Annotated in this window: 20 protein-coding genes, 1 tRNA gene, 1 pseudogene and 1 riboswitch; of the genes and pseudogenes, 3 read left to right on the top strand and 19 right to left on the bottom strand. The window is 61.4% G+C overall.

All coding sequences use genetic code 11. The features are described 5' to 3' along the window. Positions 1–16: 16 nt before the first annotated feature. From ACM6IK_RS07825 to ACM6IK_RS07760, 14 genes and pseudogenes are all read right to left on the bottom strand, one after another. Positions 17–286, bottom strand: coding sequence for a short-chain dehydrogenase (locus tag ACM6IK_RS07825; protein WP_414873855.1), 270 nt, complete (start codon positions 284–286; stop codon positions 17–19). Between the two features lie 614 nt (positions 287–900). Beyond that, positions 901–1,074 (bottom strand): annotated as a pseudogene (locus tag ACM6IK_RS07820) (transcriptional regulator); the annotation flags it as partial. Between the two features lie 202 nt (positions 1,075–1,276). Further along, positions 1,277–1,350, bottom strand: a tRNA-Gly gene (locus tag ACM6IK_RS07815). Positions 1,351–1,531: 181 nt separating this feature from the next. Continuing rightward, complete coding sequence (locus tag ACM6IK_RS07810) at positions 1,532–2,416, bottom strand: alpha/beta fold hydrolase (protein ID WP_414873854.1); 885 nt, start codon at positions 2,414–2,416, stop codon at positions 1,532–1,534. Between the two features lie 314 nt (positions 2,417–2,730). Continuing rightward, a complete protein-coding gene (locus ACM6IK_RS07805; protein ID WP_414873853.1) occupies positions 2,731–3,423 on the bottom strand; it encodes a pseudouridine synthase in 693 nt (230 codons plus the stop codon). A 33-nt stretch (positions 3,424–3,456) separates the two neighbouring features. Continuing rightward, complete coding sequence (locus ACM6IK_RS07800) at positions 3,457–3,675, bottom strand: cysteine-rich CWC family protein (RefSeq protein WP_414873852.1); 219 nt, start codon at positions 3,673–3,675, stop codon at positions 3,457–3,459. Positions 3,676–3,718: 43 nt separating this feature from the next. Further along, the gene (locus ACM6IK_RS07795; protein WP_414874320.1) at positions 3,719–3,892 is read right to left on the bottom strand and encodes a hypothetical protein; all 174 of its coding nucleotides are present in this window, start codon (positions 3,890–3,892) and stop codon (positions 3,719–3,721) included. 60 nt (positions 3,893–3,952) lie between these two features. Next, positions 3,953–5,731 (bottom strand): allophanate hydrolase, encoded by a 1,779-nt coding sequence (atzF, locus tag ACM6IK_RS07790; protein ID WP_414873851.1) that lies wholly within the window; start codon positions 5,729–5,731, stop codon positions 3,953–3,955. Positions 5,732–5,756: 25 nt separating this feature from the next. After that, entirely contained in the window at positions 5,757–9,401 is a 3,645-nt protein-coding gene (gene uca, locus ACM6IK_RS07785) for an urea carboxylase (protein ID WP_414873850.1), read from the bottom strand. Between the two features lie 304 nt (positions 9,402–9,705). Beyond that, a complete protein-coding gene (locus ACM6IK_RS07780; protein ID WP_414873849.1) occupies positions 9,706–10,347 on the bottom strand; it encodes an urea amidolyase associated protein UAAP2 in 642 nt (213 codons plus the stop codon). A gap of 11 nt (positions 10,348–10,358) precedes the next feature. Next, entirely contained in the window at positions 10,359–11,084 is a 726-nt protein-coding gene (locus ACM6IK_RS07775; protein ID WP_414873848.1) for an urea amidolyase associated protein UAAP1, read from the bottom strand. A gap of 13 nt (positions 11,085–11,097) precedes the next feature. Next, a complete protein-coding gene (locus tag ACM6IK_RS07770) occupies positions 11,098–11,886 on the bottom strand; it encodes an ABC transporter ATP-binding protein (protein ID WP_414873847.1) in 789 nt (262 codons plus the stop codon). Next, positions 11,883–12,698, bottom strand: a complete 816-nt coding sequence (locus tag ACM6IK_RS07765; protein ID WP_414873846.1) for an ABC transporter permease — start codon at positions 12,696–12,698, stop codon at positions 11,883–11,885. The genes ACM6IK_RS07770 and ACM6IK_RS07765 overlap by 4 nt, the downstream gene beginning before the upstream one ends. Positions 12,699–12,713: 15 nt before the next feature. Further along, positions 12,714–13,781 carry a putative urea ABC transporter substrate-binding protein gene (locus ACM6IK_RS07760; RefSeq protein WP_414873845.1) on the bottom strand — a complete coding sequence of 356 codons (1,068 nt, stop codon included), beginning with the start codon at positions 13,779–13,781 and terminating at the stop codon, positions 12,714–12,716. Between the two features lie 60 nt (positions 13,782–13,841). Continuing rightward, positions 13,842–13,942: riboswitch (guanidine-I (ykkC/yxkD leader) on the bottom strand. A gap of 280 nt (positions 13,943–14,222) precedes the next feature. Between ACM6IK_RS07760 and ACM6IK_RS07755 the strand changes: the two genes are divergently transcribed. Next, positions 14,223–14,468: a hypothetical protein gene (locus tag ACM6IK_RS07755; RefSeq protein ID WP_414873844.1), complete on the top strand. Its 246-nt coding sequence runs from the start codon at positions 14,223–14,225 to the stop codon at positions 14,466–14,468. 167 nt (positions 14,469–14,635) lie between these two features. Beyond that, complete coding sequence (locus ACM6IK_RS07750; protein WP_414873843.1) at positions 14,636–15,064, top strand: hypothetical protein; 429 nt, start codon at positions 14,636–14,638, stop codon at positions 15,062–15,064. Positions 15,065–15,193: 129 nt separating this feature from the next. On the opposite strand, the gene ACM6IK_RS07745 is transcribed toward ACM6IK_RS07750, so the two are convergent. After that, positions 15,194–16,306 (bottom strand): enoyl-CoA hydratase/isomerase family protein, encoded by a 1,113-nt coding sequence (locus tag ACM6IK_RS07745; RefSeq protein ID WP_108216815.1) that lies wholly within the window; start codon positions 16,304–16,306, stop codon positions 15,194–15,196. A 132-nt stretch (positions 16,307–16,438) separates the two neighbouring features. Here ACM6IK_RS07745 and ung point away from each other — a divergent pair, with 132 nt between their 5' ends. After that, positions 16,439–17,131, top strand: a complete 693-nt coding sequence (ung, locus tag ACM6IK_RS07740) for a uracil-DNA glycosylase (RefSeq protein ID WP_414873842.1) — start codon at positions 16,439–16,441, stop codon at positions 17,129–17,131. 102 nt (positions 17,132–17,233) lie between these two features. Here ung and ACM6IK_RS07735 read toward each other — a convergent pair whose 3' ends face one another. From ACM6IK_RS07735 to ACM6IK_RS07720, 4 genes are read right to left on the bottom strand one after another with little or no spacing between them, the layout of a single operon-like run. Then, positions 17,234–18,274, bottom strand: a complete 1,041-nt coding sequence (locus ACM6IK_RS07735) for an AbrB family transcriptional regulator (protein ID WP_414873841.1) — start codon at positions 18,272–18,274, stop codon at positions 17,234–17,236. Then, positions 18,267–19,781: a tripartite tricarboxylate transporter permease gene (locus ACM6IK_RS07730; protein ID WP_414873840.1), complete on the bottom strand. Its 1,515-nt coding sequence runs from the start codon at positions 19,779–19,781 to the stop codon at positions 18,267–18,269. Before ACM6IK_RS07730 ends, ACM6IK_RS07735 begins: the two co-directional genes overlap by 8 nt. A gap of 1 nt (position 19,782) precedes the next feature. Beyond that, on the bottom strand, positions 19,783–20,241 hold the full coding sequence (locus ACM6IK_RS07725) for a tripartite tricarboxylate transporter TctB family protein (protein WP_414873839.1): 459 nt from the start codon (positions 20,239–20,241) through the stop codon (positions 19,783–19,785). A gap of 58 nt (positions 20,242–20,299) precedes the next feature. Further along, positions 20,300–21,277, bottom strand: a complete 978-nt coding sequence (locus ACM6IK_RS07720) for a Bug family tripartite tricarboxylate transporter substrate binding protein (protein WP_218430373.1) — start codon at positions 21,275–21,277, stop codon at positions 20,300–20,302. Between the last annotated feature and the right edge of the window lie 38 nt (positions 21,278–21,315).

Below are 21,315 nucleotides of genomic sequence, written 5' to 3'. Positions count from 1 at the left end.
GACCGGGCATGGGACGTCAGGACGGCGCTGCATCCATGCGTCGAGCGATAACGTCCAGCACATCGCAACCGTCGCGCAGCGGCACGCAGCAGAGCAATGCGAAGTCGCTCAGCACCACGGTGTCAGAGGTCAGGTCGCCGCGCATTGCGAGATTTTCAAGAAGCTGCGTCACGGCGCGAATTCTGTAGCTGGCGGTGCTGAGCAGGGAGTGCAGGGGTTGGGTGGTGTTGACGTAGAGGGAGGGGAGGTCGTCGGCGTTGCTGGTTAAAGCCATGAATTCATTCATGAGTGAGTACCAATTGTAGGTGGAAGACCTACCACTCAATTGTCGCCAAACAATAGGGTGGTAGCTGTACGCGGGTTGGCGAACCGGACAATGGTAAAACCGGCAGACCCGAAGGTCTCCCACGCACAGCTACCGAAAAAGCAGCCAAGCGTGATCAAAAGTGCTCCGAGAAATCCTCGGAGCCTTCTGTACCGTTGTTACCGAGTCGCCAAACCCGATACGCCATTTGGGCGCGCTCGGACTATAGGTCTCATGACAAAGGCACAGCAATGCGCAAGTGTACGGACATTTCCCAGTGTCGTGTAGGACGTTGCTTTTTCTGGCGTTGATCTCCGTTGGGCTTTTAAAATTGAGCCCTTAACACTTGCGTTCGCGAACGCATCACTAAGTTCCGCGCACAAAAAACCGGCCACTTTGGCTAATGCTGATCAGTTAACACACGAAGCCTGTGGGAGCGAGCTTGCTCGCGATGGCGGACTGTCAGGCACCCCTTGTGTGACTCTCCAACCGTCATCGCGAGCAGGCTCGCACAAGGATTGCGGTGTTCAAGCCCCTAACTGATCGGCACTAGTCACTTGGGCTGGTTTTTTCTTTCATAGGATCTCTCGTCAGACAACCTGTTCTGAGGGCGGCATCGGACAATGCTCGTCTTCATATTTTTCGATAAGCAGCGCCAGAATTTCCAGCTCACCGCCTTCAGGCGAGCCGATTTCAGCTCCCCACAATTGCTCAACGCGAGCAAGTGCAGCGGTCAGGTCTTCTTTACGATGGATAGGTTTAATGTTCATCACACGATCTCCGCGTTGATGTAATCGTTATCAGGACACGAAAAACGTTAACGAAACCTGGATCTTGCGCGAAAACGCTAATTTTCAGGGTTTGGAGACGCTGACCCAAATCCCGCCCACAAAAAAACCGGCCACTCGGACCGGTTTTTTCTGTCTCTACATCCCCCGTCAAAACCACCCTGACGTGAGATCAAAATTCGATTGGAGCGGGTGAAGGGAATCGAACCCTCGTTATCAGCTTGGGAAGCTGGAGTAATGCCATTATACGACACCCGCTCAGAGCGGTGACTTTGTACCAGATACGGCCATGGATTTGAAGTTTTTCTTTACGTGGGGCGGGTTTAACGCAGATGTGACAAAAAAGCCCGGACCGCCTGACGGTCGATCGCGGGCAAACCTCGCGCCTGCAGAATGCGTTTAACGCAGCAGGGCGGGGCTTGCTCGCGATGACGCTACTTCAGCCTGCCAATGCATGGTGTTCCTGGACTTTGTGGTAACGCGGTCGGCTTTCGTGTTGCGCTGGTTTCAGGAATCCCATCAGTGCGTTGCGGCTGTCTCGGCAGGCGGCTTTGTGCTCCATGTCGAGAAAGTGGCCGGTGGCCTGAAGGGTACTGAACGTGCTGTGTTGTACGTGGCTTTCGAACAACCGGGCGTCGTCGGCGGCGGTGTATTCGTCCCATTCGCCGTTGAGGAACAGCACCGGTACGTCGATTTTCTTCGCCGCGTGCAGGTAGCACTGACGGTCGCTGTGCAACACGTCGTTGATGTGGAAGTGCATCTGCCCGTACTCATGTTCGGCCAGGGAGCTGACGTGGCGATAGTTGAAGCGCTTGAACAACGACGGCAGGTGTTTGCCGATGGTGTCGTTCACCAGGTGCCCGACCCGGTCGCGATCCAGGTTGCCGAGGTGTTCGACGCCGCGCTCGAGGTAGTCGAGCATGTGTGCGTTGATCACCGGGGAGAACGAGCTGATCACGGCTTTTTCGATGCGCCGTGGGCGTTGCGACAACGCCATCATGGTCGCGGCACCGCCCCAGGAAAACGACAGCACGTGTTCGGCGGCGAAGTGGTCGATCAGCTCAAGCAGGATCTGCCCTTCGATTTCCTTGGTGAGCATTTTTTCATGCAGGTTGTGAGCTTTTGACCGGCCCGCGTAGGGCTGGTCGTAGCAGACGACGTTGAACTGCGGATGGAGGTTTTTCACGGTTTGTGCAAACGACGCAGTCGTGGCCATCGAGCCGTTGACCAGGATAATGGTCCTCTCTGCGGCGTCTGCGCGATAGAACTCCGTGTAAACCCGATACTGACCCTGTATATCCAACACAGCGATTTCTGGCCTCATGTCATAAGACTCCTGGCAAGCGGGTATGCGCGCAAATAGAGATTGCACGAGCTTTGTGACAGGTAGGCATACGCCTGGAATTTGAGAGGCCCATGTCGATCCACTGCAGTCCGGTCGACGGGTATTGTTATTGGCGGGCAGTCTGCCGGATGAGGCCGGAACCCAAGGGTTCCTACCGGCAAAAAGTTTCTTGGAAGAATGTGGTGACTCATCGGTCACATTTCGGCCGACGTCCTGATTCAAGCAGGGGTCACGTCATCGCGCAAGTGCCATTGGTAAATTGTTCGACAACTTTCTGCTCGGCGGTCGCCTGCTTAGATCAATCCGATCTCTGCATCGCTCAGTGAGCGGTATTCGCCCGGTTTCAACGCGTCGTCGAGCACCAGCGGCCCCATGCGTTCGCGGTGCAGGCGCATCACCTTGTTGTTGAAGTGGCCGAACATGCGCTTGACCTGGTGATAGCGGCCTTCGACGATGCTCAGGCGTGCGCATTTTGCCCCGAGCAGCTCTAACCCGGCCGGTTGCGTGGTGAGGTCTTCGAAGGCGAAGTACAGCCCTTGGCTGAACTTGATCGCGTATTCGGGACCGATGTCCTGTTCGGTTTCGACGTAATAGACCTTGGGCAGTTTGGTCTGTGGTTGGGTCAAGCGTCGCGACCAGCTGCCGTCGTTGGTGATCAGCATCAGACCGGTGGTATTGAAATCCAGGCGTCCGGCGATGTGCAGTTCTTCCTTGTCCGGTTCATGAATCAGGTCGAGCACGGTCGGGTGCTGCGGGTCCTTGGTAGCGCTGACGCAACCGGCAGGTTTGTGCAGCATGAAGTGGCGCAGGGGTTTACCGACTTGCAGCACGTCGTTGTCGACTTCGACGCGGCTGAACTCGCGGACTTCGCTGTGTGGGTCGCTGACGATTTTTCCGTCAACCCTGACGCGTTTTTCCACCAGCAACAGGCGTACCTGCTTTCGGTTGAAGCACGGCAGGTTGCTGAGGAAACGGTCGACTCGCATGGCTAAGGATCAGTGAAGAAAGGGGCGCGCATCTTACTTGATCGAATTGGACACTGCTTGCAGCTGCGCTTCGACTTCGGCGCAACGCGGGCACAGGCACGAGGCGTCGCGCAGTTCCTTCGGCAGCGCCTGGAGCACCGCCGGGTCGATGCTGACGCCGTAGCACCAGCAGGCGCTGTCAGCGGTTCGCGGGTCGGCCAGGGTGCAGTCGTTGGGGGCACCGCAGGCGGGGCAGAGCTCAGGCTGGTTCATGGACGGAGTGAGACTTCTCTACGCAGGTTCGGTTGCGGCCACTTTATTTGGCCCGATGCATCGCATGATCCGCCCGCGACAGCAGGCTGTGCAAGGTGTCATCGGGCTGCAGGGTGGTGAGACCGATGCTCACGGTCAGTTGCAAGGCTTCGTGCAGGATCTTGTGGGAGCGAGCCTGCTCCGGGCGGCGATCCGACGATTGCGGTGTGTCAGTCACATCAATCGTGAATGTGCTGACGCCATCGCGAGCAAGCTCGCTCCCACAGGGGATGTGTGTTTATCGCAGTGTTTTCAGGTACATCCGCCACCCGCCCAAATGGCTGATATTCACCGCGCCCTCCAGTCCATAGGCCTCACAGATAAACCCGCTCTCCCAGCGACCATCCGCCAGTTGTACCTTGCCCAATCCCAGCGGGGCCGCAATTCCGGTCAGGAGCGAACCCAACTCGCTGCTTGGCAACTCCCAGACTTCCACCGCAATCGCCACGCCGCCATCCTTCACGCGGACCATGCCCGGACGAAACGGCGGGCCGTCGGCCAGGGCATAGAGTTGGTAGTCCGGCGAGCTGAAAGTCGTTTCCACCAGGCGGGCGCCGCGCTGCTTGAGCTGCCAGTTCAACGCCAGCCCGTCCAGGTGCGCGCCGCAGACCACCAGCCGCGCCCGATCATGGCGTGCAACCGGCGCCGGGGCAGGTGCGGCCAGGCCTTGCTGACGCTGCAAGGCATCCGCCACGCTCAGCAGATACTGATCGGTGAAGGCCCGCCCGAACAGCGTCACGCCCCAAGGCATGCCGTTGTCCATGAAGGCGCTGGGCACGGCGACAGCGGCGTAGTCGAGCAGGTTCATGAAGTTGGTGTAGTAACCCAGTTCCGAATTGCGCAGCACCGGTTCGACCTCGAGTTCAGCCAGCGTCACCGGGCGGCCGATGGTCGGCGTGACGACACAATCGAGGCCTTGCAGGGCGTTGTCGCACAGGGCTTTGAGCGCTTGCAGTCGGTATTGGGCGCGGAAGGTTTGCACGCCGTCGACGGCGGGTGCCTTGGCCAATACAGCGCGAATCACGGGCAACACGGCCTCGGGGTTTTGCGCCATCAACTCACCGGCCACGCTGTAGCGCTCGGCTACCCACGGGCCTTCATAGAGCAAGCGGGCGGCCTCCAGAAACGGCGACAGGTCCAGTTCCACCGCTTCGCCGCCCAAGGCCTTGAGGCGGTCGATGGCATCACCGAACAACAGCGGGCCTTCAGGGCAACCGAAAAATTGCAGGTCCTGCGCGCGCGGCACGCCGAAACGGAATGGCCGCGGTGTGCCGAACGCCGAGCCGTCGTTCCACAGCGGGTTGCTGCGGCTGTATTCGTCCCGTGGATCGAGGCGCGCAGTGAGCGCCAGCAACTGACTGGCCTCCCGCGCGGTGGCGGTGAACGTGGTGACGCAATCCAGCGTACGACAGGCCGGTACCACGCCAGCCGTCGAGATCAGGCCCTTGGTGGCTTTCAGGCCGACCAGATTGTTCAACGCCGCCGGCACGCGTCCGGAGCCGGCGGTGTCGGTGCCCAGGGAAAAACTCGCAACCCCGAGCGCCACCGCCAGTGACGAACCGGCACTGGATCCGCCCGACGGGTACTCCGGCAACACGCTGTTGGGGCACGCGCCGTACGGTGAGCGGCTGCCGTTGAGCCCCGTGGCGAACTGGTCGAGGTTGGTCTTGCCCAGCGGGATCGCACCAAGGGCCAGCAGTTGCTCGACGATGGTCGCCGAACGCTGCGGCACATAGGCAAATGCCGGGCACGCCGCCGTGGTCGGAATGCCCGCCAGGTCGATGTTGTCCTTGATCGCGAACGGCACGCCATACAGCGGCAGGCTGTCGGGAGCGCGACCGTCGAGGGCGGCGAGGTAAGGTTCCAGCTCCTCGGCGCTGAGCAAGTGGATGAACAGGTGATAGTCCGGGTTCAGTACTGCGGCTTTGTCCCGCAGGCTCGGCAACAGTTGCCGAGGGGTGAGGCTGCCGTCGCGGTAGGCGCTGCGCAGGGCGTCGAGTTGCAGATTGATGTTCATGGCATGAGTCCTTGGCAAAATGGGTTCAGTCGAGTTCCAGCACCACGACGCGCTGTCCGGCGCGCACCGCCGAACCCGGTTGCACGCGAATCTCGCGCACCACGCCGGCCATCGGTGCGAGCAGGGGGATTTCCATCTTCATCGACTCCAGGATCACCAGCACGTCACCGGCCTCGACGCGGCTGCCGGCCTCGACCTGAACCTGCCAGAGGTTGCCGGCGATGTGGCTGTCGACGCTCTGTTGGCCGCTGGTCAGCGGCGCCTCTTCGGTTGTCTCCGGGGCCGGTTCTTCACTGTCGAAATGGGCCTGGCCGCTGGCGATCCAGCGTTCGCGCTCGGCATTGAATGCGCCTTTTTGCTGATCGCGAAACGTGCCGATGGTCTCGGCTTCCCGGGCCAGGAAGGCCTGGTAATCCGCCAGGTTCAATTGACTGTGCTCGATGTTCAGGTCGAAGCGCCCGAGGGGGAAATCCCGGCGAATGCGCAGCAGTTCGTCGGCGCTGACCGGGTAGAAACGGATCTGGTCGAAAAACCGCAGCAACCACGGTTTGCCATCGAAGGCTGCGACTTCGCGATAGCGGTTCCACATCTGCAGCGTGCGCCCGACAAACTGATAGCCGCCGGGGCCTTCCATGCCGTAGACGCACATGTAGGCACCACCGATGCCCACCGAGTTTTCCGCGGTCCAGGTGCGCGCCGGGTTGTACTTGGTGGTGACCAGGCGATGACGCGGGTCGAGCGGGGTGGCGACCGGTGCGCCGAGGTAGACGTCGCCCAGCCCCATCACCAGGTAGCTGGCGTCGAACACTGTGCGTTGTACTTCATCGAGGTTCGGCAGGTCGTTGATGCGGCGGATGAACTCCAGGTTGCTCGGGCACCATGGCGCGTCCTTGCGCACGGTGGTCATGTATTTCTCGATGGCCAACTGGCACGCCGGGTCGTCCCAGGACAGCGGCAGATGAACGATGCGCGACGGCACTTGCAGGTCTTTGGCGGCGCACACGGCGTCCCATTCGCCGGCGACGATGCCGAGCAGATCCGACAGTGATAGTTGCTCGGGCTGATAATGGATTTGCAGCGAACGGATGCCTGGCGTCAGGTCGATCACGCCGTGCAGCTGTTTGCTTTCCAGCGCCTGCATCAGGGCGTGGGCGCGGAAGCGCAGAACCAGGTCCAGTTCCGGGGCGCCGATTTCCAGCAGCAGGTGGGTGTCGCCGGAAAGACGCGCCACCAACCGCGTATCGTCCTGCCCAATGTCCAGAACCACAGGCGACTCAATCCCCTGTGGGAGCGAGCTTGCTCGCGATGACGGCATCACATCCGACATCTGTGTGACTGAAACACCGCTATCGCGAGCAAGCTCGCTCCCACAGTGATCCCATTTCAAGGCGAGGCTTCGGGCTGTCTTGAGGTCGACAGGAATGAACTGCACCCTATCCCCCGCCTTGAGCTGCCCCAGTTGCCAAAGATCCGCCTCGATCACCGTCACCGGGCACACGAACCCGCCGAGGCTCGGGCCATCCGGGCCGAGGATCACCGGCATGTCACCGGTAAAATCCACCGCACCGATCGCGTACGGATTGTCGTGGATGTTCGACGGATGCAAACCGGCCTCGCCACCGTCGGCCCGCACCCATTCCGGCTTTGGCCCGATCAGGCGCACGCCCGTGCGGCTGGAGTTGAAATGCACTTCCCACTGCGTGGCGAAGAAGGTGCCGATGTAGTTTTCCGTGAAGTACTCCGGGGCGCCGTGGGGGCCGTAGATCACTCGGATTCGCCGAATCGCAGGCAGTTCGGTGAGCTGATCTTCAGCCAGTTGCTGACCGGCGCTGTGGTCATTCAGGGCCGGCAGGTGCAACACATCACCGGCTCGCAAGGCGCGACCACCGTGTCCACCAAACTGACCCAGGGTGAAGGTACTTTTACTGCCCAGATAGTCCGGTACTCGCAGGCCGCCACGCAGGCACAGATAGCTGCGGGCACCGGCTCCGGCAATGGTGCCGAGGCTCAGGGTGGCGCCTGCCGGAGCCCTCAACGCAGCGTTCATCGGTACGCTTGCGCCATTGAGCAGCAATGGAATCACCGCGCCGGTCACGGCTACTACCGCCTCGCAATTGAAGCGCAGCAACGGCCCGCTCATGGTGATTTCCAGCGCCGCGGCGCCTTCTTCGTTGCCCAGCAAACGGTTGCCCAAGCGCAGCGCGCGACTGTCCATCGGCCCCGACGGCGGTACACCCACCGCCCAGTAACCGAGGCGACCGGGATAGTCCTGCACGCTGGTCTGGGTGCCAGCACTGAGTACCTCGAACGTGTTGGCCTGATACACCAGGTTTTCCAGGCAACGGGTCCATGGCTGGCCGCTGGCGAAAGGCGCATCGAGCAGAATCTGCCGCAGGTAGTCGCGGTTGGTTTCCACGCCGTAGAGCAGGCTGGCACCCAGCGCCTGATGCAGGTCCGCAGTGGCTTCTTCGCGAGTCGGCGCCCAACTGATGATCTTGGCGATCATCGGGTCGAAGTAGGGCGGGATCTCGCAGCCAGCCTCGACCCAGGTGTCGATGCGCAGCTGTTTGCCATCGGTGGCGGGGAAATTCACCGCGGTGAGCAAACCGGGGCTCGGTTGAAAATCCCGACCCGGATCCTCCGCGTATAACCGCGCCTGAATCGCATGACCCTGCGGTTTCAAACCCTGTACCAGATCGCTCAGCGGCGGCAGGTCACCGGCCGCCAGTTGCACCATCCAGCGCACCAGGTCGACACCCCAAACTTGCTCAGTGACGCCGTGCTCCACCTGCAAACGGGTGTTCACTTCCAGGAAGTAGAAGCGTTGGGCCTCGCTGTCGAAGACGAACTCCACGGTGCCGGCGCTGCGGTAATTCACTGCCTTGGCCAGTTTGATCGCTGCCGCGCACAGTTCATCGGCCATGCCGTCGGGCAGGTTCGGCGCCGGGGTTTCCTCGAGGACTTTCTGATTGCGCCGCTGCACCGAGCAATCACGCACGCCGAGGGCGATCACCTCGCCGCGACCGTCGCCGAACACCTGCACTTCCAGATGGCGGGCGCGCTGGATGTACTTCTCGATGAACACTCCGGCGTCGCTGAAGTTGTTCTGACCCAGGCGTTTGACCGCTTCGAAGGACTCGCTCAACTCGGTCGCGCTGCGGCACACGCGCATGCCAATGCCGCCACCGCCGGCGGTGCTTTTGAGCATCACCGGATAGCCGACCTGTTCGCCGGCGATCAATGCGGCGTCGAGGCTGTCGAGCAGTTCGGTGCCTTCGAGCATGGGCACGCCGTGTTGTTTGGCCAGGGCGCGGGCGGTGTGCTTGAGGCCGAACACCCGCAGTTGTTCGGGCGTTGGGCCAATGAAGGCGATGTTGGCGGCCTCGCAGGCTTCGGCGAACGCGGCGTTTTCCGAGAGAAAGCCGTAGCCGGGATGGATCGCGGTGGCGCCAGCGGTTTTGGCGATGGCGAGGATTTTATCGACTGCCAGGTAAGTTCCAGCCGCTGCACCCTCACCGAGGCTATGGGCCTCATCGGCTTGCAGGATGTGCAGGCTGGCGGCATCCGCTTCGCAGTACACGGCAACGCCCTGCACTTGTAGTTCACGCAGGGTCCGCAGGATGCGGCAGGCAATGGCGCCGCGGTTGGCAATCAGGACTTTTTCGAACATGGCATAACCCCCGGAGGCGATAGCGCATCAGCCTCGACTGGGATGCGGGCCGTCCCGCAGTTTTTTTTGATACACCTGGGCCGTCCCCGGTGAAAAATCAGTTCACTTCGCAACACCGCCGATCCCCTGTGGGAGCGAGCTTGCTCGCGATGGCGTCAGTACCTTCACCACTTGTGTTGGCTGACCCACCGCTATCGCGAGCAAGCTCGCTCCCACAGGGTTATTCAGTGTTTTTACTTTTTCAGGCACTGCCCTGATCGGGCCTGGCACAAGGCAAACAACCAGCGGCGCAATCGCGAGAGTTTCAATTCCATACCAGCAGCTCCGCAGGGGTGGGGTTGTAGGCGTTACAGGGGTTGTTCAGTTGCGGGCAGTTGGAGATCAGCACGATCACGTCCATCTCGGCCCGCAGGTCGACGTACTTGCCCGGTGCCGAGATGCCGTCTTCGAAGGTCAGGCCGCCATCAGCAGTGACCGGCACGTTCATGAAGAAGTTGATATTTGGCCCGATGTCGCCCTTGCCCAGTCGGCCATCGTGAACGCAGGCGCGCAGGTAGTTGTCGCGGCAGCTGTGCATGTAGCGTTTTTCCAGGGCATAGCGCACGGTGTTGCTCTCTTGCGCACAGGCGCCGCCCAGGGTGTCGTGACGCCCGCAGGTGTCGGCGACGATGGTCAGCATCGGCTTGCCGAGGTTGGAATACAGCACGCTGCCGGTACTCAGGTACACGCTGTTCTGCCGGCGCAGGGTGCGCTGTACGTCGTAGCGTTCCTTCGGGTTGGCAACGCTGTAGAACAGGGTGTCGACAGCCTGGTTACCCTCCAGGTCAAGGATGCGCAAAGTCTGGCCGGCCTTGACCTCCTTCAGCCAGGGCTCGCCGGCGGGGATGGTGGCGCGGTAGACGGCCGTTTCAGGCGACTGTGGAGCGGTGGCGATTGCGAGTGACATGGCAGCGATCCTCAGGCGAACAAACGGTCGGTGTTGATGAAGCCGCGCTCGTTTTCCGGGCGCGAGGTGCGGCAGTGTTCGGCGACGCTGGCGTCGGCGTTCATCCAGATGAGCTTCAAGGGCTTCGGTGCGTATTGCGGCGACGGGTCCATTGGATGTTGCAGGGCGGTGAGCACCACCAACGTGTCCATCGGCGCGTACAGCTCGATGTAGTCGCCGGCCTTGGAGTTGCCTTCGACGAAGTGGAAACGCCCGCCGTCATCGACGTTCACGCGGCTGAACAGGTTGAGGGTCATCAGCAGGTCGGACAGGCCCAGCCCCCACTTGCCCAGTTCCACCAACAGGTTGTCGGTACCGTTGCGCAAGAAGCCGTTGCGCAACTCCTGATAGCGGCCGGCGCCGTATTTTTCTGCCACTTCTTCAGCGCTGAGCACGCCGCCGAGGCTATCGCTCCAGCCGCAGGTGTCGGCGGTGATGGCGGCCAGCACGCGGCCCATGTCCGAGTACAGGCAATGGCCGGCGGTGAGCTTGGCGGTGTGTTGGCATTTGAGGCTGTCGGGCAGGTTCAGGCGCTCGGTTTTTTCATTGGCGTTGAGCATTGTCAGGCTGACGTTGGCGCCGCCGCGCAGGTCGGTCAGGCGCAGCAGTTGTCCGCGTTTCAAGACGAAGGAGCGATGGCCGCCGCCGGGGAGTATTTCTTCGGCGAAGGGCGGGAACAGTTGGGTCGAATCAGTCATTTGCAAAATTCCTCTAAGCGATACGAAGCGTGCCTGCCAAAGGAGCCGGCAAGGCGTCGACGGTGGCACGATGGGTGCGCCGGTCGCTGTTCAAAGGGATGTCGTAGGTGATGCGTGCGCCATAGCGGCCAGGTGCATGCGGGTCGAGACGGATCTTGTCGAACACCAGCAGGCGTGTGCCGAGGCTGAAGCCTTCGGACAGGTCATGAGTGACCATGAACACCGTCAGTCGGGTCTCGCGCCACAGCTCCAGGAGCAAGGCGTGCATGTCTTTGCGGATGCCCGGGTCGAGGGCGCCGAACGGTTCGTCGAGCAGCAGCACGCGTGGCTTCATGATCAGCGCCTGGGCAATGGCCAGCCGTTGCTGCATGCCGCCGGAAAGCTGCGCCGGGTACTTGTCCAGCGAGTGACCGAGGCCGACTTTGTGCAGCAATACCGAAGCCTGTTCGCGAGCCGCTTTTTTCGCGCTGCCGAACAGGCGTCCGAGTAGCGGCGAGCGGGGCAGTTCAAGGCCAAGGGCGACGTTGTCCAGCACGCTCAAGTGCGGGAACACCGAGTAGCGCTGGAACACCACGCCACGGCTGGCATCCGGTTCAGCGGCCAGCGGCTGGCCGTCGAGCAGGATCTGGCCGCGACTGGCGCGTTCCTGGCCGAGCAGCAGGCGCAGGAAGGTCGATTTACCGCAACCGGAGGCACCCACGAGGGTGCAGAACTCACCTTCGTTGACGTTCAGGTTGAGGCCTTCGAGCACCACCTGATCGGCGTATTGCTGCCAGACGTTCTTAACGGTGATGAAGCTCATTTGGCAGCCCCTTCATACCAGGGAAAAGCGCCGCGGGTGAGGTGCTTGAGGCCCCAATCCATCAGCCAGGCGAGCAGGGTGATCCACACCACGTAGGGCAAAATCACGTCCATCGCCAGGTAGCGGCGCACCAGGAAAATCCGGTAGCCGAGGCCGTCGGTGGAGGCGATGGCCTCGGCGGCGATCAGGAACAGCCACGCCGAACCGAGCATCAAGCGCAGTGAGATCAACAAGCGGGGCAACAGTTGCGGCAACACCACCCGCAGCATCAGGGTCCAGGTCGATGCGCCGAGGGTCTGGGCCTTGATCAGCAGCTCCACGGGAATTTCCCGGGCGCGCTGTTCCAGATCGCGGGCCAGGCACGGGGTGATACCGATCACGACCAGCATCACTTTCGATAACTCTCCCAGCCCGAACACGATGAACAGAATCGGCAGGATCGCCAGCGGCGGCACCATCGACAGCACGGTGAGTACCGGCGACAACGGTGCGCCAAACAGCGGCAACGTCCCGGCGGCGATGCCCAGGCACAGCCCGGCCAGGGCGCTGATGCCCAGGCCGATGGCCAGACGCCGCAGGCTGGACGCTGTGTCCTGCCAGAGCAGGAATTCGCCGGTGCGGCTGTCGGCCACGAACGCCAGGCGTTTCACCGCGTCGGTCATCTGCACGGCACTGGGCAGCAGCTTGTCGTTGGGGTTGTCCGCCAGTCGCTCGGCCGAGCCCATGAAATAGGCGAACAGCACCAGGGCGAACGGCAGGATCACCAGCAACAGGCGACTCGGGCGGTCCGGGTGACGGTTGATCAGGCGCATGGCCAGTTCTCCTGATTACAGCTTGGCGTCGGCGGCCATCTGCACGTAACTCGGGTCGAAACGCAGCTTGAGGTTGCCTTTGTCGCCGCTGGTCACGCCGTTGGCGAAGGCCATGCCGACCGCGCTGGTGTCCTTGGCGCCTTCACCCAGCAAGCCGTGCTGGAAGGAGAATTCGGCGACCTTGCGCATGGTTTCCGGCAGTTGCTTGCTGGTGGAAAACGCCAGCGCTTCTTTCGGGGTGGCGAACAATTGGGTGGTGTCCAGTTGCGCCTGGAAACCCGCCAGGTCAGTGCCAGAGGCCTTGGCCATGTGTTCCAGGGCGGCTTTGCTGGCGGCGTTTTTCGCGCTCATCAACTCGACCACTTCGAACCAGGCGCCAGTCAGTGCCTTGCCCAGGGCCGGGTTGTCTTTGAGGGTGGCGCTGTTGACCACCATCATGTCCATGATTTCGCCGGGGATCTGGCTGGAGTTGAACACCTCGGTCACCGCAGGCTTGGCCTTGATGTCCGAGAGCATCGGGTTCCAGGTGGTAACGGCGTTGACCTGATCGGTGTTGAAGGCGGCCGAGATATCGGCGTCGGAGGTGTTGACCACTTTCAGGTCTTTCTCGGTGAGGTCCACCGAATCCAGGGCCCGGGCCAGCAGGTAATGGGACACCGACAGCTCCACGAGGTTGACGTCCATGCCCTTGAGGTCGGCGACTTTTTTGCCTTCGCCCTTGAGCACGATGCCGTCGTTGCCATTGGAGAAATCGCTGACGATCAGCGCAGTGCTGTCGACGCCGCCGGCAGCCGGAATGGTGAGCGCGTCCATGTTGGTCATGGTGCAGCCGTCGAACTGGCCGGCGGTGTATTGGTTGATGGATTCGACGTAGTCGTTGAGCTGCACCACATCAATCTTGATGCCGTACTTTTTCGCCCATTTGTCGACGATGCCCTGGCTGCCGGCATATTCCCACGGCATCCAGCCGGCGTAGATCGTCCAGCACACGCTGAAGTGATCTTTCTGGGCGGCCTGGGACGAGAGGCTCACGAGGGCTGCGAACGCAGCGGCGAGCAGGGCGGGTAAACGAAGCTGGGACATGGTGGTTCTCCAGTTGATCAAGGACGGACAGGAAGGCAGCGGCACCGCTGACGGTGGCTTGTCTCCCGGGCTTTTATCCCGCCGTGTAACCTCAACTGGAGGTCGCCAACTCTCGGACCAGTCACTCGCGATTGCGAGCCGGAACCCTAGTCAGCCATTTGCAAATTGTGGTGCCGCGAACCTGTGATGACGCCTGCACTTTTTTTGGAACAAGTGCGCTAAAGCGAGAGGCGTGCCAAGTCGGGCCGAGGGCTCTAGCGTGGGGGCCAGGGAGGTCGGCGGTGTTGGTTGGAAAGGCGCACTGCCTTGTGATGGTGCGCTGGTGCACCGCATTGGAACCTGTCCGCCGCTGATCAGAAGATGGATGCAACGTCGCACTTGGCAGGGGATTGCCAGTCAAAACAAGTGTCACTGCTGTCGCAGGTCTTTACGGAGGCCGCCATGTTACGTCGATTGTTGTTTGGTGCAGTACTCGGCCTTGGATTGTCTGGCTGCTACTACTACGACGGTCCTGCCGATGTCTACGCGGCACCTTATTACTATCCCGGTTACTACTCGCCTTATTACCACGGCGGCTATTACGGCCCACGTTATTACGGCGGTTATCGCTCCTATTACTACGGAGGGCATGGTTACTACCGTGGCCACGGCTATCACGGCGGTGGATATCGCGGTGGCCACCATTAACCAGGGCGTGAAGGGATGAAAAACCTTTCATCGGCCAGATGTTTCTACTTGTTTCATGGACGCACCAGATTCCGAATTCGGTGTCTGATCTTTCGACAGTCACCGAACATTTGACTGTCGCCTGCCAGCGTCGCTGGTGTGGCTTACCCGCGGTCCAGGAGGCCGCCATGCTCTGTCGAATACTTCTGCTAGCTGTATTGGGATTATCCCTTGGTGGGTGCGCGCCTTACTACGACGAAGGAGGCAGTTACTACAGTTCCGAGGTCTATACCTCGCCTGCGCCAACCTATTACACCGGGGGGCGTTCTTACTATTCCAATGGTTATTACACACCGCCACCCCGGTATTACGTGCCGCCAGCGCGGTATTACCGGCCGACACCGCGTTATTACTCGCAGCCGCGGATGTATCAACCGTCCCCACGCTATTACCAGTCGGCCCCTCGTTACTATCAGCCACCGCGGGGCGACTACCGCATGCATCAGAACCATGGCTGGGACGGCCGTAGCCGCGGGAACAACGACTATCGCGGTCACGACGGGCGCGGTTATCGCAGCGGGCGTGGCGATCACGACTGGCGGGGTAACCACCGCTAATCATTAAACTAAATACAAATCCTGTGGGAGCGAGCCTGCTCGCGAAGGCGGTGTGTCAGACAGCTATAACGTCAACTGACAGACCCTCTTCGCGAGCAGGCTTGCTCCCACATTTTTTATGCCCGGATTTCAGTATTCGGATAAATCCGCCAACGGATGCCGACCTTCCCACGCCTTGTGAAAATGCGCCTCTACCACCGCGTTCGGCACGTTGTTGATGTCCGGCCAGTGCCAGTGTGGCTTCTGATCCTTGTCGATCAACCGGGCACGTACGCCTTCGCTGAATTCCGGATGACGACAGCAGTTGAGGCTCAGGGTGTATTCCATCTGAAAGACTTCGGCCAGCGACAGGTGCCGGGCACGGATGATCTGCTCCCACACCAGATGAGCGGTCAGCGGTGCGCCTTCGCTCAGGGTCCTGGCCGCGCGGTTCAGCAACAGATCCCTGTGATCGCGCAAGGCGCTGATGGCCTTCCAGGCGCAACGCACGTCGCTGACATCCAGCAGTTCGTCGATCTGCTGACGGCGCGGCAGCCACTGGGCTTCGGGCATCTGCGCCACGGCTTCCTGCTGCAGGGCCTTGAGCAGGCTGTTGAGCTGCATCGGTGTCTGTTCCTGCCAGTTCAATTGCAGCAGACCTTCGATCAACTTCGGCTGCTGCTCATCGAGCAGGAAACGATCCGCCAGGTCCAGGTCGATGGCATCGCGGCCGTTCATGTGCGCACCGGTCAGGCCCAGGAACAACCCGAGCTTGCCGGGCAGGCGCGACAGAAACCAACTGGCGCCAACGTCCGGGTACAGGCCGATGCTGATTTCCGGCATGGCCAACCGGCTGCTCGGCGTGACAATACGGATGCCTGCCCCTTGCAACAGTCCCATGCCGCCGCCGAGCACATAGCCGTGGCCCCAACAGATCAACGGCTTGGGGTAGGTGTGCAGTTTGAAGTCCAGGCGATACTCCGCCGCAAAAAACTGCGCAGCCAGTGGCGGTACTTCACCCGGATGGACGCGACAGGCTTGCACCAGGCTGCGCACTTCGCCGCCGGCGCAAAAAGCCTTGGCGCCATTGCCGCGCAACAGCACGCAGACGATCTGCGAGTCCTTGGCCCAGGCCTCCATGCGGTCGCGCAGGGCGTTGATCATCGGCAGGGACAGGGCGTTGAGGGAATTTTCGGCATCCAGACTGGCGATGCCGATGCGGGCGCCGTCCGTGCCGGTGAGTTCTTCGAAGTGCAGATTCATCGTGACCTCGATCGGGAATTTGAAGGTTAAGTATGATCGCAGTATGGGAAAGTGCCGGATCTGCGTCAGATCAATTGACAATCGTGGTGCGCTTTCCTAGGGTTCGCCCCATTGTTTTTGCCGGATGTAACCATGACTGCTGACGACCGTATCAAACTCGAACCGGGCTGGAAGGAGGCACTGCGTGCCGAATTCGACCAGCCCTACATGGCAGAATTGCGAAACTTCCTGCAACAGGAGCGGGCGGCTGGCAAGGAGATCTATCCGCCGGGGCCGATGATCTTCAATGCGCTCAATTCCACGCCGCTGGACAAGGTCAAGGTGGTGATCCTCGGTCAGGATCCTTATCACGGCCCGGGCCAGGCCCATGGTTTGTGCTTTTCGGTGCAACCCGGCGTGCCGGCGCCGCCGTCGCTGGTGAACATCTACAAAGAGCTCAAGCGCGACCTGAACATCGACATCCCCAACCATGGCTACCTGCAGAGCTGGGCCGATCAGGGCGTACTGATGCTCAACACCACCATGACCGTCGAGCGCGCCAACGCCAATGCGCACAAGGACAAGGGCTGGCAGCTTTTCACCGATCGGGTCATTGAAGTGGTCAGCCAACAGCAACCGCACCTGGTATTCATGCTGTGGGGCGCCCATGCCCAGAGCAAGCAGAAGTTGATCGATGCCACCAAGCATCTGGTGTTGACCTCGGTGCACCCGTCACCGCTGTCGGCCTATCGCGGCTTCCTCGGTTGCGGGCACTTCAGCCGGACCAACAAGTTTCTGGAACAGAACGGCGAGACGCCGATCGAGTGGCGGTTGCCACCGGTTTGATGTGCTGACTGGACCGGCCCCATCGCGAGCAGGCTCACTCCTACAGGAAAATGCATTCCCCTGTAGGAGTGAGCCTGCTCGCGATGAAGGCAGCTCGGTCCATCAGACTGAATCCGGATTCCGGTTCCAGTACTTGAACAACGGCTCCGCCAGAAACAGCACAAACAACAGCCGCATTACCTGCATCGCCGTCACCAGCGGCACCGACAGTTGCAGGGTCTCCGCCGTAAGGCTCATCTCCGCAATCCCGCCCGGCATCATGCCCAGCGTCAGCGAACGCAGGTCCAGATGGGTCAGCGCGCTCAAGCCCAATGCCGCCACCGTGGCGATCAGCATGGTCAACGCCGTACCGATCAAGGTGCGGCCCATGAACGATGGCGCACGCCGGAAAAACTGCCGGTTGAAGTGACAGCCCAGACCGCTGCCGATCAACCATTGGCCGATCTGGCTACCGCCGTTGGGCAAACCGATGTGCAGATCCCAGCCGATGCTGACTGCCGCGCTGACCAGCAACGGCCCGAACAGCCAGGGGTTGGGTTGATGCAGGCGTTCCCAGATCCAGGCGGCCAACGCGCCAGCAGGAAACAATACCGCCAACCAGCGCCAATCGATGCTGCCAACATGGGAAATCGGCGCTCCGTCGCCCAACAGATACTTGAAGGCAGCCGGTACGCACAGAACCACCACCAACACCCGCAAACTCTGGCCTGCCGCCACACGGCTAAGCACCGCACCATTGCGGGCGCCGAGGTTGACCATCTCCCCGGAACCACCGGGCATGCTGGAAAAGAACGCCGTGGCGCGGTCTTCACCGGTGCGGCGCATCAGCCACACGCCGACCACGGCAGACAGGCTGGTGACCAGCGCACCGAAGAAGATCAGACCGAAATGACTCAGCACCTGCTCCATCACCAGCGGGGTGAAGTGCAGGCCGATACCGATGCCGACGATCCATTGGCCGCACTTGCGGCCGCCAGGGATTTCGGCCAATTGCCAGGGTGTCAGGCAGCGCACGAGGATGATCGCCAGCAACGAGCCGACCATCCACGGCAAAGGCCAGCCGACCTGGCTGGCGAGGTAGCCGCCAAGCAGGCCGACCAGCGGGGTTCCCCACCAGAGTGTGAAGGGGGACCGATCAGACATCGGCGATAGCGCGCTGCGTGGCCGAACGTTTGCGCCAGATGCGCAGGATCGGCATCAACAGCATGATCGCCGTCAGTACCCAGACACCGAAGGTGATCGGGCTCGACCAGAGGATTTCCAGCGCACCGTTGGAAATCGACAGGGCGCGGCGCAGGTTCTGTTCCATCAGGCCGCCGAGAATGAAGCCCAGCAATACCGGCGACAGCGGGAAGTCCAGCTTGCGCAGGATGTAGCCGAAGATGCCGATGCCGATCATCAGGAACAGGTCGAAGGTGGTGGCGTGCACGGCGTAGACGCCGATCCCGGTAATGATCGCAATCACCGGCACCAGTGCCCAGTTCGGCACCGCGAGGATGCGGGTGAACACGCGGATCATCGGGATGTTGAGGATCACCAGCATCACGTTGGCGATGAACAACGAAGCGATCAGGCCCCAGACGATGTCGGGTTGTTCCTGGAACAGCAACGGGCCCGGGGTGATGTTGTACAGCGACAGGGCGCCGATCATCACCGCCGTTGTGCCGGAGCCTGGAACGCCGAGGGTCAGCATCGGCACCAGCGCACCGCAAGCCGCGCCACCGATGGCGGTTTCCGGGGCGGCGAGGCCGCGCTTGTCACCTTGACCGAATTTACCGCTGGCACCGGCGATGCGTTTCTCGGTCATGTAGGCCACGGCACTGGCCAGGGTCGCGCCGGCACCCGGCAACACGCCCATGATGAAACCCAGTACGCCGCAACGAATGTTCACCGTGAACACCGACGCCGCTTCCTTGAAGTTGAACATCATGCGCCCGGTGGCTTTCACCGCTTCCTGGCCGTGATGGGTTTTCTCCAGCAGCAGAAGGATTTCGCTGATGGAGAACAGACCGAGCACCAGCACGACGAACTGGATGCCGTCGGTCAAGTGGATGTTGTCCCCGGTGAAGCGATACACGCCGCTGTTGGCGTCGATGCCGACGGTCGACAGGAACAGGCCGATCAGCGCCGCGATGAACGTTTTCAACGGACGGTCACCGGCCATGCCGCCAAGACAGACAATTGCAAACACCATCAGTACAAAGTATTCCGCCGGCCCGAAGGCAATCGCCCATTTCGCCAGCAGCGGGGCGAACAGCACCATGCCGCAGGTCGCGATAAAGGCACCGATGAATGAGCTCCATGCCGACAGCGACAGCGCGACACCGGCCAGGCCCTGGCGGGCCATCGGGTAGCCATCGAGAGTAGTCATCACGGTAGAGGCTTCGCCCGGAATGTTCAGCAGGATCGAGCTGATCCGGCCGCCGTATTCGCAACCCAGATACACCGCCGCCAGCAGGATCAGTGCCGACTCCGGTGGCAGGCCGAGGGCGAATGCGATCGGGATCAGCAGTGCCACGCCGTTGATCGGCCCCAGGCCCGGCAACAGGCCGACCACGGTGCCGATCAGGGTGCCGCACAGTGCGGTCACCAGGTTGTACGGGCTCAGCGCGACGCCGAAGCCCTGACCCAAATAGCCAAGAGTATCCATATCAGTTCTCCAGAACGTCGAGCAGGCCGAGGGGCAGCGGTACGTCCATCACGTGGTCGAACAGCAGGTAGAGGCCGACGGCCATCAGGCTGATGATCACGATGCTGGGTACCCAGCGACCGCCATACAGACGGGCCATGGGTACGCCGATCAGGATGCTGGCGACGATGAAACCCAGCGGCTCGAAGGTGCCGGCGAACACCAGCAACAGCACCACGCAGATGCCGATCTTGGTCAGGGTTTCGCGGTCCAGCGGCGGCTCGTCATCACTGTGCTTGATCGGCGCAGGGCGAAATACCATGTACAACAGTGCCGAGCCCATCAGGCCGAGCATCAACAACGGGAAGGCCCGAGGCCCCACCGGTTCGTAGGAAAAAGCCGCTTGATACGGCCACGCCATCAGTGCCAGGCCGACACAGGCCAGCAACAGCACCGAGGCGAAAATGCGTTGTAAGAGCATGGGGAACTCCTGGGCTGCGGCCCGCCAAAAAGAAGCCGCAACCGCTAGACAGAGACGATCACTGGATCAGGCCGAACTCTTTGGCCAGCACTTTGTAGTCCGCAACCTGCTTCTTCACGTAGGTGTCCAGTTCCGGGCCGGTCATGGCGAACGGGAAGAGCTCGCGCTGATCGCGCAGTTTGGCGAAGTCTTCGGAGGCCAGCAGTTTGTCGAAGGCCGCTTTCCACCAGGCATAGTCTTCGTCGCTGACTTTTGGCCCGAGGTAGAAGCCGCGCACCACTGGCCAGACGATGTCGTAGCCTTGCTCACGTGCTGTCGGGATGTCCTTCATTTCCGGCTCGTCCAGACGCTTGTCGGAGAACACTGCCAACAATCGCATGTCACCGCTCTGGATGTGCGGCATGGAGTCGGAGATGTCGGTGCTGCCGACCTGGATGTGCCCACCGAGCAGGGCGGTGGCGATTTCACCGCCGCCTTCGAGGGCGACGTAACGCAGGTCACGCGGGTTGATCCCGGCAGCCTTGGCGATCAGCGCGGTCTGCATCCAGTCCTGACTGCCGACAGTGCCGCCGGAACCGATCACCACTTTGCTCGGATCTTTCTTCAGTGCCTGAACGAGGTCGTCCAGAGTCTTGTAAGGCGAATCGCTTTTAACCGCGATGGCGCCATAGCTGGTGCCAACGGCGGCCAGCCAGCGAACGTTGGTTTCATCGAAACGACCGAACTTGCCTTGGGCCAGGTTCAGCAGCGAACCGCTGGACCAGGCCACCAGGGTGCCGGCATCGGCCGGACGCTGGGCGACCACCGCGTTGTACGCCACCGCGCCGACACCACCGGGCATGTAGGTCACGCGCATCGGTTTGGTCAGCAGTTTTTCGTTGACCAGCGCGCTTTGCGCCAGTTTGCAGGTCAGGTCGAAACCACCGCCGGGCGAGGCCGGGGCGATGCATTCCGGACGTTTGGGTTCGGCGAGCGCTTGGCCGGTGAGCAGCAGGACGCTGGCGGCGAGGGCTAGTTTACGCATTGACAGGTTCATTCAAGTCTCCTAGGGAGTTGTTGTTATTGACGTACTGA

This window comes from Pseudomonas sp. IT-196MI5, from assembly GCF_949767415.1.
GTDB lineage: Bacteria > Pseudomonadota > Gammaproteobacteria > Pseudomonadales > Pseudomonadaceae > Aquipseudomonas.
The sequence above is the reverse complement of the archived record's forward strand: the minus strand, read 5'-3'. Positions and strand labels throughout refer to the sequence as shown.

What these genes read in the sequence shown, in the direction of transcription:
- atzF (WP_414873851.1), bottom strand. Translation starts at nt 5,731, where the DNA reads ATGAACATCAATCTGCAACTCGACGCCCTGCGCAGCGCCTACCGCGAC.
- ACM6IK_RS07770 (WP_414873847.1), bottom strand. Translation starts at nt 11,886, where the DNA reads ATGAGCTTCATCACCGTTAAGAACGTCTGGCAGCAATACGCCGATCAG.
- ACM6IK_RS07745 (WP_108216815.1), bottom strand. Translation starts at nt 16,306, where the DNA reads ATGAATCTGCACTTCGAAGAACTCACCGGCACGGACGGCGCCCGCATC.
- ACM6IK_RS07825 (WP_414873855.1), bottom strand. Translation starts at nt 286, where the DNA reads ATGAATGAATTCATGGCTTTAACCAGCAACGCCGACGACCTCCCCTCC.
- ACM6IK_RS07780 (WP_414873849.1), bottom strand. Translation starts at nt 10,347, where the DNA reads ATGTCACTCGCAATCGCCACCGCTCCACAGTCGCCTGAAACGGCCGTC.
- ACM6IK_RS07735 (WP_414873841.1), bottom strand. Translation starts at nt 18,274, where the DNA reads ATGTCTGATCGGTCCCCCTTCACACTCTGGTGGGGAACCCCGCTGGTC.
- ACM6IK_RS07810 (WP_414873854.1), bottom strand. Translation starts at nt 2,416, where the DNA reads ATGAGGCCAGAAATCGCTGTGTTGGATATACAGGGTCAGTATCGGGTT.
- uca (WP_414873850.1), bottom strand. Translation starts at nt 9,401, where the DNA reads ATGTTCGAAAAAGTCCTGATTGCCAACCGCGGCGCCATTGCCTGCCGC.
- ACM6IK_RS07760 (WP_414873845.1), bottom strand. Translation starts at nt 13,781, where the DNA reads ATGTCCCAGCTTCGTTTACCCGCCCTGCTCGCCGCTGCGTTCGCAGCC.
- ACM6IK_RS07730 (WP_414873840.1), bottom strand. Translation starts at nt 19,781, where the DNA reads ATGGATACTCTTGGCTATTTGGGTCAGGGCTTCGGCGTCGCGCTGAGC.
- ACM6IK_RS07800 (WP_414873852.1), bottom strand. Translation starts at nt 3,675, where the DNA reads ATGAACCAGCCTGAGCTCTGCCCCGCCTGCGGTGCCCCCAACGACTGC.
- ACM6IK_RS07755 (WP_414873844.1), top strand. Translation starts at nt 14,223, where the DNA reads ATGTTACGTCGATTGTTGTTTGGTGCAGTACTCGGCCTTGGATTGTCT.
- ACM6IK_RS07775 (WP_414873848.1), bottom strand. Translation starts at nt 11,084, where the DNA reads ATGACTGATTCGACCCAACTGTTCCCGCCCTTCGCCGAAGAAATACTC.
- ACM6IK_RS07750 (WP_414873843.1), top strand. Translation starts at nt 14,636, where the DNA reads ATGCTCTGTCGAATACTTCTGCTAGCTGTATTGGGATTATCCCTTGGT.
- ACM6IK_RS07720 (WP_218430373.1), bottom strand. Translation starts at nt 21,277, where the DNA reads ATGAACCTGTCAATGCGTAAACTAGCCCTCGCCGCCAGCGTCCTGCTG.
- ACM6IK_RS07725 (WP_414873839.1), bottom strand. Translation starts at nt 20,241, where the DNA reads ATGCTCTTACAACGCATTTTCGCCTCGGTGCTGTTGCTGGCCTGTGTC.
- ACM6IK_RS07765 (WP_414873846.1), bottom strand. Translation starts at nt 12,698, where the DNA reads ATGCGCCTGATCAACCGTCACCCGGACCGCCCGAGTCGCCTGTTGCTG.
- ACM6IK_RS07805 (WP_414873853.1), bottom strand. Translation starts at nt 3,423, where the DNA reads ATGCGAGTCGACCGTTTCCTCAGCAACCTGCCGTGCTTCAACCGAAAG.
- ung (WP_414873842.1), top strand. Translation starts at nt 16,439, where the DNA reads ATGACTGCTGACGACCGTATCAAACTCGAACCGGGCTGGAAGGAGGCA.